The following is a 14,173-nucleotide window of genomic DNA, read 5'->3' as shown; positions in this document are numbered from 1 at the left end:
GAGCGGGAAACGAGACTCGAACTCGCGACCCCGACCTTGGCAAGGTCGTGCTCTACCAACTGAGCTATTCCCGCAAATCTGCACTGCTTTTGTTGCTGTCGTAACGTGTAATTCTCTGTCGTTACGGGAGGCGCATTATACGAGAAATCCTTTTAGCTGCAACCCCCCTTAAAGCGATTTTTTCGAAATTAAGTTCAAATGCTTAATTAATCGGCAAGCTGAACAATTTAACGACAAAAACCCGGCCACGCAAGGCGCCGGATCGCAAAATCACAGCTTAATAAAGTTTTCGCGGTAGTAGGAAAGCTCCGCCACGGACTCACGGATATCGTCCATCGCCTGGTGAGTCCCCTGCTTTTTAAAGCCGTCGAGGATTTCAGGCTTCCAGCGACGCGCCAGTTCTTTCAGGGTGCTGACATCCAGATAGCGGTAGTGGAAATATGACTCCAGCTCCGGCATGTACTTAAACAGGAAACGGCGATCCTGGCCGATGCTATTCCCACAGATAGGCGATTTGCCTGCCGGAACCCACTGTTTCAGGAACTCAAGCGTCGCCAGCTCCGCCTCGCGATCGCCGAACGTGCTCGCCTTCACGCGCTCCACCAGGCCACTGCCGGTGTGGGTGCGCACGTTCCATTCATCCATCAAAGCCAGCTGGTCGTCGGACTGGTGCACCGCAATCGTTGGCCCTTCAGCCAGGATATTCAGGTTAGCGTCCGTCACCAGCGTTGCAATTTCAATGATGCGATCGCGCTCGGGATCCAGCCCGGTCATTTCGAGATCGATCCAAATCAGGTTGTTTTCATCCGCGCTCATGTTATTTTCCACCCTTCTCGCATAACCGGCAGTAGCAGGTTAACTAGTATTAATTAGAGTGTATCATAGAGGTTTTGCCCCTTACGGGCGACCAGGAGCCAGCGCGATTGAGTAAAAATAAACTCTCCAAAGGGCAGCAGCGCCGCGTAAACGCCAACCACCAGCGCCGTCTTAAAACCACTTCGGAGAAGCCGGATTATGACGACAACCTGTTTGGTGAAGCGACAGAAGGCGTAGTCATCAGCCGTTTCGGTATGCATGCCGATGTCGAATCCGCCGACGGGGATATCCACCGTTGTAATATCCGTCGCACCATCCGTTCACTGGTTACCGGCGATCGCGTGGTCTGGCGACCGGGTAAAGAGGCGGCGGAAGGCGTTACGGTAAAAGGTATTGTTGAAGCGGTCCATGAGCGTACGTCCGTGTTAACCCGTCCCGATTTCTACGACGGGGTCAAACCGATTGCCGCCAACATTAACCAAATCGTTATCGTATCGGCGATTTTGCCCGAACTGTCGCTCAATATTATCGACCGATACCTCGTCGCCTGCGAAACGCTGCAGGTTGAACCGATCATCGTGCTGAACAAAATCGACCTGCTGGACGACGACGGGATGGCCTTCGTCAATGAGCAGATGGATATCTATCGCAAAATTGGCTATCGCGTCCTGATGGTCTCCAGCTACACCAAAGATGGCCTGAAACCGCTTGAAGAGGCACTGACCGACCGCATCAGCATCTTTGCGGGCCAGTCCGGCGTGGGTAAATCGAGCCTGCTGAACAACCTGCTTGGCCTCCAGCAAGAGATCCTCACCAACGATGTGTCTGATGTCTCGGGCCTGGGCCAGCACACCACCACCGCGTCACGCCTGTATCACTTCCCACATGGCGGCGACGTGATCGACTCCCCGGGGGTGCGTGAGTTCGGTTTGTGGCATCTTGAGCCGGAACAAATCTTTAACGGATTTGTCGAATTCCATGATTATTTAGGCGCCTGTAAATACCGCGACTGTAAGCACGATAACGACCCAGGCTGCGCTATCCGTGAAGCGGTTGAGAAAGGCGAGATCGCGGAAACCCGCTTCGAGAATTACCACCGTATTCTTGAGAGCATGGAAGACGTAAAAACGCGTAAAAACTTTTCTGATTCTGATAACTGACAACTAAGCTAAGCATCGCTAAAATCGTCCCCTTTTTTCAGGTTCCGGCGGCTTAACGCCGGATCAGGAACGACAAAACAATGGCCTGGAGGCTACCTTGTTAAACGCATTTAAACTTTCGCTTCAATACATTCTGCCAAAACTGTGGCTCACTCGCCTGGCGGGCTGGGGCGCAAGCAAACGCGCGGGCTGGCTGACCAAACTGGTCATCGACCTTTTCGTAAAATATTACAAGGTCGACATGAAAGAGGCGCAGAAGCCGGATACCGCCAGCTACCGCACCTTCAACGAGTTCTTCGTACGCCCGCTGCGTGACGAAGTGCGCCCGTTGAACACCGATCCTAACGTCCTGGTGATGCCGGCAGACGGCGTGATCAGCCAGTTGGGTAACATCGAAGACGACAAAATCCTGCAGGCGAAGGGCCATAACTATAGTCTGGAAGCGCTGCTGGCGGGTAACTACCTGATGGCGGATCTGTTCCGCAACGGTACGTTTGCCACCACCTATCTGTCACCGCGCGACTACCATCGCGTGCATATGCCGTGTAACGGTATCCTGCGTGAAATGATTTACGTCCCGGGCGACCTGTTCTCCGTAAACCACCTGACCGCGCAGAACGTGCCGAACCTGTTTGCCCGTAACGAGCGCGTCATCTGTCTGTTCGATACTGAATTTGGCCCTATGGCGCAGATTCTGGTCGGTGCGACCATCGTAGGCAGCATCGAAACCGTCTGGGCCGGCACCATCACCCCACCGCGCGAAGGCGTGATCAAACGCTGGACCTGGCCTGCCGGTGAAGCGGAAGGCTCGGTGGCCCTGCTGAAAGGTCAGGAGATGGGTCGCTTCAAGCTGGGCTCTACCGTAATCAACCTGTTTGCGCCGGGCAAAGTGAAGCTGGCTGAACAGCTCGAAAGCCTGTCGGTCACCAAGCTGGGCCAGCCGCTGGCGGTCTCTACCGAAACCTTCGTGACGCCGGATGCAGAACCTGCTCCGCTGCCGCAGGAAGAGATCAACGCCGAGCACGACGCCAGCCCGCTGGTTGAAGACAAAAAAGACGAAGGCTAACAACAGAAGGATCGCTGACGTGCGCCCGATTATCGTTCTACTGATGGCCTGGTGCCTCAGCATGGGGGCGTACGCAGCGACAGCCCCCGACGCCAAACAGATAACCCAGGAACTGGAGCAGGCAAAAGCGGCCAAACCCGCTCAGCCAGAGACCGTCGAGTCGCTCCAGGCTGCCCTGAACGCGCTTGAGGAGCGGAAAGGCTCTCTTGAGCGCGCTCAGCAGTATCAGCAGGTTATCGACAATTTCCCCAAACTCTCGCAGACGCTGCGCGCGCAGCTCAATAATCTGCGTGACGAACCGCGCGACGTGCCCGCAGGCATGACCTCGGACGCTCTGAACCAGGAGATCCTGCAGGTCAGCAGCCAGCTTCTGGAAAAGAGCCGTCTTGCCCAGCAGGAGCAGGAGCGAGCGCGTGAAATCGCCGACTCCCTCAGCCAGCTTCCGCAACAGCAAACCGACGCCCGCCGCCAGCTTAATGAAGTTGAGCGTCGCGTGGGTACGCAAAGTGGCAATACGCCACAGGCTCAGGCCCAAAATCTGGGCCTGCAGGCAGAATCGGCTCGCCTGAAGGCCCTTGTCGATGAGCTGGAGCTGGCGCAGCTTTCCGCCAATAACCGCCAGGAGCTGTCGCGGATGCGCTCTGAACTCGCTCAGAAGCAGAGCGAGCAGCTGGATGCGTATCTCCAGGCCCTGCGAAATCAGCTTAACAGCCAGCGCCAGCGTGAAGCGGAGCGCGCGCTGGAAAGCACCGAACTACTGGCGGAAAACAGCGAAAACCTGCCTGCCGGCATCAACGAACAATTCAGGGTCAACCGCGAGCTTTCTGCCGCGCTGAATCAGCAGGCGCAGCGCATGGATCTGGTTGCATCCCAGCAGCGTCAGGCGACCAATCAAACCCTTCAGGTTCGCCAGGCGCTCAACACCCTGCGCGAGCAGTCCCAGTGGCTCGGGTCATCAAACCTCCTGGGCGAAGCGTTACGCGCCCAGGTCGCGCGCCTGCCGGAAATGCCGAAGCCGCAGCAGCTGGATACCGAGATGGCCCAGCTGCGCGTTCAGCGACTGCACTTTGAAGATCTTCTCAATAAACAGCCGCAAATCCGCCAGATCCGTCAGGCTGACGGCCAGCCCCTGACCAGCGAGCAAAACCGCATTCTGGAAGCCCAGCTGCGTACCCAGCGTGAACTGCTGAACTCTCTGCTCCAGGGCGGGGATACGCTGATTCTTGAGCTAACCAAGCTAAAAGTCTCCAACAGCCAGCTGGAAGATGCGCTGAAAGAGGTGAACGAGGCTACGCACCGTTATCTCTTCTGGACGTCCGACGTGCGTCCGATGACCTTCTCGTGGCCAATTGAGATTGTTCAGGATCTGCGCCGCCTGATTTCGCTGGACACCGTCAGCCAGCTGGGACAGGCCAGCGTGATGATGTTTACCAGCAAAGAGACCATTTTCCCGCTGCTCGGGGCGTTGATTCTGGTGGGCTTCAGCATTTACTCGCGCAGACATTTCACCCGCTTCCTGGAACGTTCCAGCTCCCGGGTCGGGAAAGTCACCCAGGATCACTTCTGGCTGACGTTGCGCACCGTATTCTGGTCGATTCTTGTCGCCTCCCCGCTGCCGGTGCTGTGGATGACGCTGGGGTATGGCCTGCGGGAAGCTTGGCCCTATCCGCTCGCGGTCGCAATTGGCGATGGCGTCACCGCCACGGTGCCGCTGCTGTGGGTGGTCATGATTTGCGCCACCTTCGCGCGCCCCAATGGCCTGTTCATCACCCACTTTGGCTGGCCGCGTAATCGCGTTGCGCGCGCCATGCGTTACTACCTGATGAGCATCGGGCTGATTGTGCCGCTGATTATGGCGCTGATCATGTTTGATAATCTCAACGACCGGGAGTTCTCAGGCTCGCTGGGGCGCCTCTGCTTTATGCTGATTTGTGGGGCGCTGGCCATCGTTACGCTCAGCCTGAAACGCGCGGGCATTCCGCTCTATCTGGATAAATCCGGCAGCGGCGACAACATGTTCAACCGGCTGCTCTGGAACCTGCTGCTTAGCGCACCGTTGGTTGCGATGCTGGCAGCCGCAGTAGGTTATCTGGCGACCTCGAAGGCGCTGCTGGCGCGGCTGGAAACCTCGGTGGCAATCTGGTTCCTGCTTCTGGTGGTGTACCACGTGATCCGCCGCTGGATGTTGATCCAGCGGCGGCGTCTGGCATTTGACCGTGCCAAGCATCGCCGGGCAGAGATTCTCGCCCAGCGTGCGCGGGGAGAAGAAGAGCCAAACCACGTCAACAGTACGGAAGGCACAACGGAAGCGGACGAGGTCGAACTGGATCTGGATGCCATCAGTACCCAGTCCCTGCGCCTGGTTCGTTCCATACTGATGCTAATTGCCCTCCTCTCGGTCATCTTCCTGTGGTCAGAGATCCACTCAGCATTTGGCTTCCTGGAGAACATCTCTCTCTGGGACGTGACGTCTACGGTGCAGGGCGTTGAAAGCCTGGAGCCGATTACCTTAGGGGCGGTGCTGATTGCCATTCTGGTGCTGATCATCACCACGCAGCTGGTGCGCAACTTCCCGGCGCTGCTTGAGCTTGCGCTGCTGCAACATCTGGATTTAACGCCGGGGACGGGCTATGCGATTACGACCATTACCAAATATCTGATCATGCTGTTTGGCGGGCTGGTTGGCTTCTCGATGATCGGTATTGAGTGGTCGAAGCTGCAGTGGCTGGTGGCGGCCCTTGGTGTAGGGTTAGGTTTTGGTTTACAGGAGATCTTCGCCAACTTCATCTCTGGCCTGATCATTCTGTTCGAAAAACCGATCCGTATTGGCGATACCGTAACGATCCGCGATCTGACCGGCAGCATCACGAAGATCAACACCCGTGCGACGACGATCAGCGACTGGGATCGCAAAGAGATCATCGTGCCAAACAAGGCATTTATCACCGAGCAGTTCATCAACTGGTCGCTGTCAGACTCCGTTACCCGCGTGGTGCTGACGGTACCGGCGCCGTCGGACGCCAACAGCGAAGAGGTCACCCAGATCCTCTACACTGCCGCTGAGCGCTGCTCGCTGGTAATCGACAACCCGGCGCCGGAAGTATTCCTTGTGGATTTACAGCAGGGGATCCAGATTTTCGAGCTGCGTATCTACGCCGCCGAAATGGGACACCGTATGCCGCTGCGTCATGAGATCCACCAGCTGATTCTGGCGGGCTTCCGCGAGCACGGTATTGATATGCCGTTCCCACCGTTCCAGATGCGTCTCGAAAGCCTGGACGGGCGTAAAACGGGAAGAACGCTGACGTCAGCGGCGCGTACGCGCCCGGCGGGAAGTTTGTAAGGTAAGCGGTGCAACCCTCTCCCACGGGAGAGGGTAAACTGCCGTCAGGCGCGATCTACGGTAAACGCAATCACATCGCCAAGCTGCTCTGCGCCCAGGGCCAGCATCACCAGACGGTCAACACCCAGCGCCACGCCGGAGCAATCCGGCAGACCTGCTTTTAATGCTTCAAGCAAATTCACATCAATAGGCTGCTGCGGCAGACCGCGCGCGGCGCGCTTGCGGTTATCCTGCTCGAAGCGCTGCTGCTGCTCGCGGGCATCCGTCAGTTCGTGGAAGCCGTTTGCCAGCTCGATGCCTTTGTAATAGACCTCAAAACGCTCTGCGACACGATGATCTTCGGTACTGATCTGCGCCAGCGACGCCTGGCTTGCCGGGAAGTGATAGACAAAGGTCGGACGATCCTTGCCAATCTGTGGTTCTACGCCGAAGGTGAACAGCAGCTGCAGCAGCGTGTCGCGATCCTCTTCGGTATCCGCCACGTTGCTGAGATCCAGTTTTGCCGCCACTTCGCGCAGCTGGGTTTTGTCCGCCGATAGCGGATCGATTTCCAGATGGCGCTGGAAAGCCTGCTGATAGGAGAGCGTTTCGGCTTCCGAGCATTCCAGGACCTGCTGCAGCAGATCGTCCACCTCATTCATCAGGCGGTACATATCATAATGCGGGCGGTACCACTCCAGCATGGTGAATTCCGGGTTGTGGTGACGCCCCATCTCTTCATTACGGAAGCTGCGGCACAGCTGATACACCGGACCACATCCCGCCGCCAGCAGGCGTTTCATGTGGTATTCCGGGCTGGTCATCAGATACAAATTCATGCCCTGAGAGTGGCCGGGGCCAACAAAACGGGTTTCAAACGGCACCAGATGAATATCCGTTACCGTTGCCTGACTCATGCACGGCGTTTCCACCTCCAGGACTCCGCGGTCGGCAAAGAAACGGCGGATCTCCGCCATAATTGCAGCGCGTTTTAACAGATTAGGGATGGATGCGCTCGGCTGCCAGGTGGCCGTTTCGCTCATGAGTTGTTCTCCGATTTCAGACAAGGGCACGAAGTCTACTCGTTAGCAGGGACAGAGACAAATTTTGCGCAGTAAAAAAGCGCATTTCATTTAGGTGAATTTTTTCGTGACGTATTTCATCAATCTTCATGATAAATCGCCGTACAGAACAGCAAAAAAATCGAACACGTCAAATTTCCCTGACATCTACACGGTTATACTGTTTTACCCATAAAGGAGCAGTGGAAACGCTTTCGCAATCGTCCTTTTGGACGGGTGAACTACCTTTAGTTTGTCGCGTTGCGAAATAACAAAAATCTGGAGGAATGTCGTGCAAACTTTTCAAGCCGATCTTGCCGTAATAGGCGCTGGCGGGGCTGGATTACGTGCTGCGATTGCTGCAGCACAAGCTAATCCCAACGCTAAAATCGCATTGATTTCAAAAGTCTATCCAATGCGTAGTCACACAGTGGCAGCAGAAGGAGGGTCCGCCGCCGTTGCGCAGGATCATGACAGCTTTGAATACCATTTCCACGACACGGTTGCAGGGGGCGACTGGCTTTGCGAACAGGATGTCGTTGACTACTTTGTGCATCATTGTCCCACGGAAATGACCCAGCTTGAACAGTGGGGATGTCCGTGGAGCCGCCGTCCGGACGGCAGCGTCAACGTTCGCCGCTTTGGCGGTATGAAGATTGAACGCACCTGGTTCGCCGCCGATAAAACCGGCTTCCACATGCTGCACACCCTGTTCCAGACCTCCCTCCAGTTCCCACAAATTCAGCGCTTCGATGAACATTTCGTCCTCGACATTCTGGTTGATGACGGGCAGGCGCGTGGCCTGGTGGCGATGAACATGATGGAAGGCACGCTCGTCCAGATCCGCGCCAACGCCGTAGTGATGGCGACGGGCGGTGCGGGTCGCGTTTATCGCTACAACACCAACGGCGGCATCGTCACCGGTGACGGCATGGGCATGGCGCTCGGCCACGGCGTACCGCTGCGCGATATGGAGTTCGTCCAGTATCACCCAACCGGTCTGCCGGGCTCCGGCATTCTGATGACGGAAGGCTGCCGCGGTGAAGGCGGTATTCTGGTCAATAAAAACGGCTATCGCTATCTGCAGGATTACGGCATGGGCCCGGAAACCCCGCTCGGCGAGCCGAAGAACAAATACATGGAACTCGGCCCGCGCGACAAAGTCTCTCAGGCCTTCTGGCACGAGTGGCGCAAAGGCAACACCATCTCCACGCCGCGCGGCGATGTGGTCTATCTCGATCTGCGTCACCTTGGCGAGAAGAAACTGCTGGAACGTCTGCCGTTCATCTGCGAGCTGGCAAAAGCCTACGTGGGTGTCGACCCGGTGAAAGAGCCGATTCCGGTGCGTCCAACCGCGCACTACACCATGGGCGGGATCGAAACCGACCAGCAGTGCGAAACCCGAATTAAAGGCCTGTTCGCCGTCGGCGAGTGTTCCTCCGTGGGTCTGCACGGCGCCAACCGTCTCGGGTCTAACTCGCTGGCAGAGCTGGTCGTCTTTGGCCGCATGGCGGGCGAGCGCGCGATGGAGCGGGCAGCTACCGCAGGCGAAGCCAACGGTGCCGCGCTGGATGCGCAGGTCGCAGACGTTGAAAAACGCCTGAAAGATCTGGTGAACCAGGAGGGTAACGAGAACTGGTCTAAGATCCGCGACGAGATGGGCCTGTCGATGGAAGAAGGCTGCGGTATCTACCGTACGCCAGAACTGATGCAGAAAACCGTCGACAAGCTGGCGGAACTGCAGGAGCGCTTCAAGCGCGTACGCATCACCGATACCTCCAGCGTATTCAACACCGACCTGCTCTACACCATCGAACTGGGCCACGGTCTGAACGTCGCGGAATGTATGGCGCACTCTGCGCTGGCGCGTAAAGAGTCGCGTGGGGCCCACCAGCGTCTGGACGAAGGCTGTACCGAACGTGACGACGTCAATTTCCTGAAACACACTCTCGCCTGGCGCGATGCAGATGGCACCACACGTCTGGACTACAGCGACGTGAAAATCACCACGCTGCCGCCGGCTAAACGCGTGTACGGTGCAGAAGCAGAAGCCGCCGAGAAGAAGGAGAAGGCGAATGGCTGAGATGCAAAAAATGAAAGTTGAAGTGGTGCGCTACAATCCGGAAGTGGATGCCGCACCGCACAGCGCTTTCTATGAAGTCCCTTATGACGAGCAAACCTCCCTGCTGGATGCGCTCGGCTATATCAAAGACAACCTGGCGCCAGACCTGAGCTATCGCTGGTCCTGCCGCATGGCCATCTGCGGCTCCTGCGGCATGATGGTCAACAAGGTGCCGAAGCTGGCCTGTAAGACCTTCCTGCGCGAGTACACCAAAGGCATTAAGGTCGAAGCGCTGGGCAACTTCCCGATTGAACGCGATCTGGTGGTCGATATGACCCACTTTATCGAAAGCCTGGAAGCCATTAAGCCGTACATCATCGGTAATCCGCGCACGCCGGATCAGGGGCCGAATACCCAGACGCCGGCGCAGATGGCGAAATACCATCAGTTCTCCGGCTGTATCAACTGCGGCCTGTGCTACGCCGCCTGTCCACAGTTTGGCCTGAACAAGGAGTTCATCGGCCCGGCCGCCATTACCCTGGCGCACCGCTATAACGAAGACAGCCGCGACCACGGTAAAAAAGAACGTATGGCGCAGCTTAACAGCCAGAACGGCGTCTGGAGCTGTACCTTTGTGGGTTATTGCTCCGAAGTTTGTCCGAAGCACGTCGACCCGGCCGCCGCAATTCAGCAGGGTAAAGTGGAAAGCTCGAAAGACTTTCTTATCGCTACCCTGAAACCACGCTAAGGAGTGCATGATGACGACTAAACGCAAAGCCTATGTGCGGCCTGTGCCGTCCACCTGGTGGAAAAACCTGCCGTTTTATCGCTTCTACATGCTGCGTGAAGGCACGGCGGTACCGGCGGTCTGGTTCAGCCTTGAACTGATGTACGGCGTTTTTGCCCTCAAACATGGCCCGGAAGCCTGGGCCAGCTTTGTCGGTTTCCTGCAAAACCCGATCGTTGTTGTTCTGAACCTGATCGTGCTCGCGGCCGCGCTGCTTCACACCAAAACCTGGTTTGAGCTCGCGCCAAAAGCGGCGAACATCATCGTAAAAGACGAGAAAATGGGGCCAGAGCCGGTGATTAAAGGGCTCTGGGCAGTGACGATTCTGGTCACTGTGGTCATTCTGTTTGTCGCACTGTTCTGGTAAGGAGACACCTGTGATCAATCCAAATCCAAAACGTTCTGACGAGCCGGTCTTCTGGGGCCTGTTTGGCGCAGGCGGCATGTGGAGTGCCATCATCGCTCCCGTCATCATCCTGCTGGTCGGCATTATGCTGCCGCTGGGGCTGTTCCCGGGCGATGCGCTGAGCTACGAACGCGTACTGGCATTCGCGAGCAGCTTTATCGGCCGCGTGTTCATCTTCCTGATGATTGTCCTGCCGCTGTGGTGTGGCCTGCACCGTATTCACCATGCGATGCATGACCTGAAAATTCATGTACCGAGCGGGAAATGGGTGTTCTACGGTCTGGCGACCATCCTGACCGTGGTGACGCTGATTGCCGTGGTCACCATCTGACGCTTCTGGCCCGCCATCCGGCGGGCCTTTTATTTCTGCATCTTCCCCACCAGCCACTGGGCAAATTCGCGCATTGCGGGCGTTTCTGTCCGTGACTGTAGTCTTGTCAGCCAGTAGCTGCCGAGGTCAATCTGCGTGGCAAACGGCTGCACGATGCGCTCGCTGCTGAGTAAATGGGTAAACATGTCGACAGGCGCAATGGCAATCCCTACGCCTGCCTGCGCGGCTTCCAGCATGGTCACGGACGAATCAAACACCATCACCCGGTGCGTCGGCGAGGGAGAGTGTTCGCCCGCTGCCTGCATCCACGCAGCCCACTCGTCGCGCCGATAGGAGCGCAGCAGGGTAAACTTCAGGATATCTGCCGGGCTTTTGAGAACTGAGGCAATGTCGGGTGTACAGAGCGCAGACAGCGGCGCGGGGCAAAGGAATTCAGCATCGGTTCCATGCCACGCGCCGCCACCGTAGCGAATGGTGTAATCAAGCCCTTCAGCCGCCGGATCGACGCGATTGTTATGTGTGGAAAGCTGAAGATCAATATGCGGATAGCAGCGGCGAAAGTCCGCGAGCAGCGAGAATAAAACACCCGTGGCAAAAGTCCCTACCACACCTATTTTGAGCTTCTCCTGAGCGCGCTGGCTGGCAAAACGATCCAGCATGCCGGCGATGCGATCGAAGGAGTCATTCAGCACAGGCAGCAAATTCTCACCTTCGGTGGTCAACATCAGCCCTCGCGAAACGCGGACAAACAGCTGGCAATTAAGGTGCTGTTCCAGCGCCTTGACGTGCTGGCTAATCGCGGAATGGGTGACATTCAGCTCGATAGCGGCATGAGTAAAACTGAGATGCCTGGCGGCTGCTTCAAACGCCCGCAGGGAATTAAGAGGGAGATAGCTGCGCGTCATGGTCTCGCCCGTTAGAAAAATTAACAGCTAATGCTAAATTTAACCGTTTGTCAGCCATAGTCAAATCCAACAGACTACAGCGGTCTGACGGGCCCGGACACTCCCTTGAACTGCTATTACGGAAGATAAATGATGATGACTAAATCCCTTTGCTGCGCCCTGCTGCTCAGCACCTCCTGCTCGGTATTGGCTACCCCGATGTCAGAAAAACAGCTGGCTGAGGTGGTGGAACGGACCGTTACGCCGCTGATGAAAGCGCAGGCCATTCCGGGTATGGCGGTGGCGGTGATTTATGAGGGTCAGCCGCACTACTTCACCTTCGGTAAAGCCGATGTTGCGGCGAACAAACCCGTCACTCCACAAACCTTGTTCGAACTGGGTTCTATAAGTAAAACCTTCACCGGCGTACTCGGTGGCGATGCCATTGCTCGCGGTGAAATATCGCTGGGCGATCCGGTGACAAAATACTGGCCTGAGCTGACAGGCAAGCAGTGGCAGGGGATCCGCATGCTGGATCTGGCAACCTATACCGCAGGAGGTTTGCCGTTACAGGTACCGGATGAGGTCACGGATAACGCCTCTCTGTTGCGCTTTTATCAAAACTGGCAGCCGCAGTGGAAGCCGGGCACCACGCGTCTTTACGCCAATGCCAGCATCGGTCTTTTTGGCGCGCTGGCGGTCAAACCTTCCGGCATGAGCTATGAGCAGGCCATAACGACGCGGGTCTTTAAGCCGCTCAAGCTGGACCATACGTGGATTAACGTTCCGAAAGCGGAAGAGGCGCATTACGCCTGGGGATACCGCGACGGTAAAGCGGTACACGTTTCGCCAGGAATGCTGGACGCTGAAGCCTATGGCGTAAAAACCAACGTGCAGGATATGGCAAGCTGGGTGATGGTCAACATGAAGCCGGACTCCCTTCAGGATAATTCACTCAGGAAAGGCCTTACCCTGGCGCAGTCTCGCTACTGGCGCGTGGGGGCCATGTATCAGGGGTTAGGCTGGGAAATGTTTAACTGGCCGGTCGATGCCAAAACCGTGGTTGAAGGTAGCGACAATAAGATGGCACTGGCACCGCTGCCTGCGAGAGAAGTGAATCCACCGGCGCCCCCGGTCAACGCATCCTGGGTCCATAAAACAGGCTCTACCGGCGGGTTTGGCAGCTACGTGGCATTTATTCCTGAAAAGCAGCTCGGCATTGTGATGCTGGCAAATAAAAGCTATCCGAACCCTGCCCGCGTTGAGGCGGCATACCGTATCCTCGACGCGCTGCAGTAAAACATAGCCGGGTGGCGCTACGCTTACCCGGCGAAACACACCGCACAAAAACCACATTTTCCTTGCCGTCATCTACACTTAACAAAAAACAGTAAGGAAACTCCTATGCGCATTCTGCCTGTTATCGCCGCGGTGACAGCCGCGTTTTTAGTGGTTGCCTGCAGTTCCCCTACCCCACCTCCAGGCGTTACCGTCGTCTCGCCTTTTGATGCACAACGCTTCCTTGGAACATGGTATGAAATCGCGCGCCTCGACCATCGGTTTGAGCAGGGCTTAGAGAAGGTCACCGCGAATTACAGCCCGATGGATGATGGCGGTATTCAGGTGATCAACCGGGGCTATAATCCGGATCGGGAGATGTGGCAGCAGTCGATTGGGAAAGCGTACTTCACGGGCGACCCGCGACGGGCCGCGCTCAAAGTCTCTTTCTTCGGCCCGTTTTATGGCGGCTATAACGTGATCGCGCTCGACAGAGAGTACCGTCACGCGCTGGTCTGCGGGCCGGATCGCGACTATCTGTGGATACTTTCCCGCACGCCAACTATTTCGTCAGAAATGAAACAGCAGATGCTGGACGTCGCGACCCGGCAAGGGTTTGATGTATCAAAACTTATCTGGGTAAAACAACCCCATTAATGGGTACTGAGCTTCAGCCCAACGATCCCGGCCACAATCAAGGCGAGGCTGGCGATACGCGCCAGACTCGCTGACTCTCCCAGCAGCAGAATGCCGGTGATGGCGGCCCCCACCGCACCAATGCCCGTCCAGACGGCGTAAGCCGTTCCCACAGGCAGCGAGCGCATCGCCCAGGATAACAGGACAATACTCACGATCATCGCGGTGACGGTTATGACGCTGGGCGTCAGGCGGGTAAATCCGTGGGTGTACTTGAGACCAATTGCCCATACCACTTCGAGCAGGCCAGCAATAAAAAGAATAATCCAGGACATTTTAGGCTCCTTAACTTAATACAAGTTGG

Annotated in this window: 13 protein-coding genes and 1 tRNA gene; 9 read left to right on the top strand and 5 right to left on the bottom strand. The window is 56.7% G+C overall.

What is annotated here, in order from left to right:
- Position 1: 1 nt before the first annotated feature.
- Together DEO48_RS15900 and orn are read right to left on the bottom strand one after the other, a co-directional pair.
- Positions 2–74: transfer RNA gene (locus tag DEO48_RS15900), tRNA-Gly, on the bottom strand.
- A gap of 196 nt (positions 75–270) precedes the next feature.
- Entirely contained in the window at positions 271–816 is a 546-nt protein-coding gene (gene orn / locus DEO48_RS15895) for an oligoribonuclease (protein ID WP_023310130.1), read from the bottom strand.
- Positions 817–923: 107 nt separating this feature from the next.
- Between orn and rsgA the strand changes: the two genes are divergently transcribed.
- From rsgA to mscM, 3 genes are all read left to right on the top strand, one after another.
- Entirely contained in the window at positions 924–1,976 is a 1,053-nt protein-coding gene (rsgA, locus tag DEO48_RS15890) for a small ribosomal subunit biogenesis GTPase RsgA (RefSeq protein WP_181367023.1), read from the top strand.
- Positions 1,977–2,073: 97 nt separating this feature from the next.
- Positions 2,074–3,042, top strand: a complete 969-nt coding sequence (gene asd, locus DEO48_RS15885; protein ID WP_109845698.1) for an archaetidylserine decarboxylase — start codon at positions 2,074–2,076, stop codon at positions 3,040–3,042.
- 19 nt (positions 3,043–3,061) lie between these two features.
- Positions 3,062–6,385: a miniconductance mechanosensitive channel MscM gene (gene mscM, locus DEO48_RS15880; RefSeq protein ID WP_047174004.1), complete on the top strand. Its 3,324-nt coding sequence runs from the start codon at positions 3,062–3,064 to the stop codon at positions 6,383–6,385.
- Positions 6,386–6,429: 44 nt separating this feature from the next.
- On the opposite strand, the gene epmA is transcribed toward mscM, so the two are convergent.
- A complete protein-coding gene (epmA, locus tag DEO48_RS15875; RefSeq protein WP_045404820.1) occupies positions 6,430–7,407 on the bottom strand; it encodes an elongation factor P--(R)-beta-lysine ligase in 978 nt (325 codons plus the stop codon).
- Between the two features lie 310 nt (positions 7,408–7,717).
- On the opposite strand from epmA, the gene frdA reads away from it, so the two are divergent.
- Genes frdA through frdD form a run of 4 tightly spaced genes read left to right on the top strand, consistent with a single transcriptional unit; the run spans position 7,718 to position 11,011 of the window.
- Entirely contained in the window at positions 7,718–9,508 is a 1,791-nt protein-coding gene (frdA, locus tag DEO48_RS15870) for a fumarate reductase (quinol) flavoprotein subunit (RefSeq protein ID WP_023310125.1), read from the top strand.
- Positions 9,501–10,235: a succinate dehydrogenase/fumarate reductase iron-sulfur subunit gene (locus tag DEO48_RS15865; RefSeq protein WP_023310124.1), complete on the top strand. Its 735-nt coding sequence runs from the start codon at positions 9,501–9,503 to the stop codon at positions 10,233–10,235. Before frdA ends, DEO48_RS15865 begins: the two co-directional genes overlap by 8 nt.
- Before the next feature lie 10 nt (positions 10,236–10,245).
- Complete coding sequence (gene frdC / locus DEO48_RS15860; protein ID WP_023310123.1) at positions 10,246–10,641, top strand: fumarate reductase subunit FrdC; 396 nt, start codon at positions 10,246–10,248, stop codon at positions 10,639–10,641.
- A 10-nt stretch (positions 10,642–10,651) separates the two neighbouring features.
- Positions 10,652–11,011, top strand: coding sequence for a fumarate reductase subunit FrdD (gene frdD, locus DEO48_RS15855; protein ID WP_000609653.1), 360 nt, complete (start codon positions 10,652–10,654; stop codon positions 11,009–11,011).
- 29 nt (positions 11,012–11,040) lie between these two features.
- Here frdD and ampR read toward each other — a convergent pair whose 3' ends face one another.
- Positions 11,041–11,916, bottom strand: a complete 876-nt coding sequence (gene ampR, locus DEO48_RS15850) for a LysR family transcriptional regulator AmpR (RefSeq protein WP_109845697.1) — start codon at positions 11,914–11,916, stop codon at positions 11,041–11,043.
- Between the two features lie 132 nt (positions 11,917–12,048).
- Between ampR and blaACT the strand changes: the two genes are divergently transcribed.
- Together blaACT and DEO48_RS15840 are read left to right on the top strand one after the other, a co-directional pair.
- Entirely contained in the window at positions 12,049–13,194 is a 1,146-nt protein-coding gene (gene blaACT, locus DEO48_RS15845) for an ACT family cephalosporin-hydrolyzing class C beta-lactamase (protein ID WP_109845700.1), read from the top strand.
- Positions 13,195–13,299: 105 nt separating this feature from the next.
- Positions 13,300–13,830: a lipocalin family protein gene (locus DEO48_RS15840; RefSeq protein ID WP_023310119.1), complete on the top strand. Its 531-nt coding sequence runs from the start codon at positions 13,300–13,302 to the stop codon at positions 13,828–13,830.
- On the opposite strand, the gene sugE is transcribed toward DEO48_RS15840, so the two are convergent.
- The gene (gene sugE, locus DEO48_RS15835; protein WP_008502938.1) at positions 13,827–14,144 is read right to left on the bottom strand and encodes a quaternary ammonium compound efflux SMR transporter SugE; all 318 of its coding nucleotides are present in this window, start codon (positions 14,142–14,144) and stop codon (positions 13,827–13,829) included. The two genes, DEO48_RS15840 and sugE, sit on opposite strands and share 4 nt — an antisense overlap.
- Positions 14,145–14,173 lie beyond the last annotated feature (29 nt).

The sequence above is a fragment of the Enterobacter sp. CGMCC 5087 genome, assembly GCF_003144775.1.
Lineage (GTDB): Bacteria > Pseudomonadota > Gammaproteobacteria > Enterobacterales > Enterobacteriaceae > Enterobacter > Enterobacter cloacae_M.
The sequence above is the reverse complement of the archived record's forward strand: the minus strand, read 5'-3'. Positions and strand labels throughout refer to the sequence as shown.

What these genes read in the sequence shown, in the direction of transcription:
- orn (WP_023310130.1), bottom strand. Translation starts at nt 816, where the DNA reads ATGAGCGCGGATGAAAACAACCTGATTTGGATCGATCTCGAAATGACC.
- epmA (WP_045404820.1), bottom strand. Translation starts at nt 7,407, where the DNA reads ATGAGCGAAACGGCCACCTGGCAGCCGAGCGCATCCATCCCTAATCTG.
- DEO48_RS15865 (WP_023310124.1), top strand. Translation starts at nt 9,501, where the DNA reads ATGGCTGAGATGCAAAAAATGAAAGTTGAAGTGGTGCGCTACAATCCG.
- frdC (WP_023310123.1), top strand. Translation starts at nt 10,246, where the DNA reads ATGACGACTAAACGCAAAGCCTATGTGCGGCCTGTGCCGTCCACCTGG.
- ampR (WP_109845697.1), bottom strand. Translation starts at nt 11,916, where the DNA reads ATGACGCGCAGCTATCTCCCTCTTAATTCCCTGCGGGCGTTTGAAGCA.
- blaACT (WP_109845700.1), top strand. Translation starts at nt 12,049, where the DNA reads ATGATGACTAAATCCCTTTGCTGCGCCCTGCTGCTCAGCACCTCCTGC.
- DEO48_RS15840 (WP_023310119.1), top strand. Translation starts at nt 13,300, where the DNA reads ATGCGCATTCTGCCTGTTATCGCCGCGGTGACAGCCGCGTTTTTAGTG.
- sugE (WP_008502938.1), bottom strand. Translation starts at nt 14,144, where the DNA reads ATGTCCTGGATTATTCTTTTTATTGCTGGCCTGCTCGAAGTGGTATGG.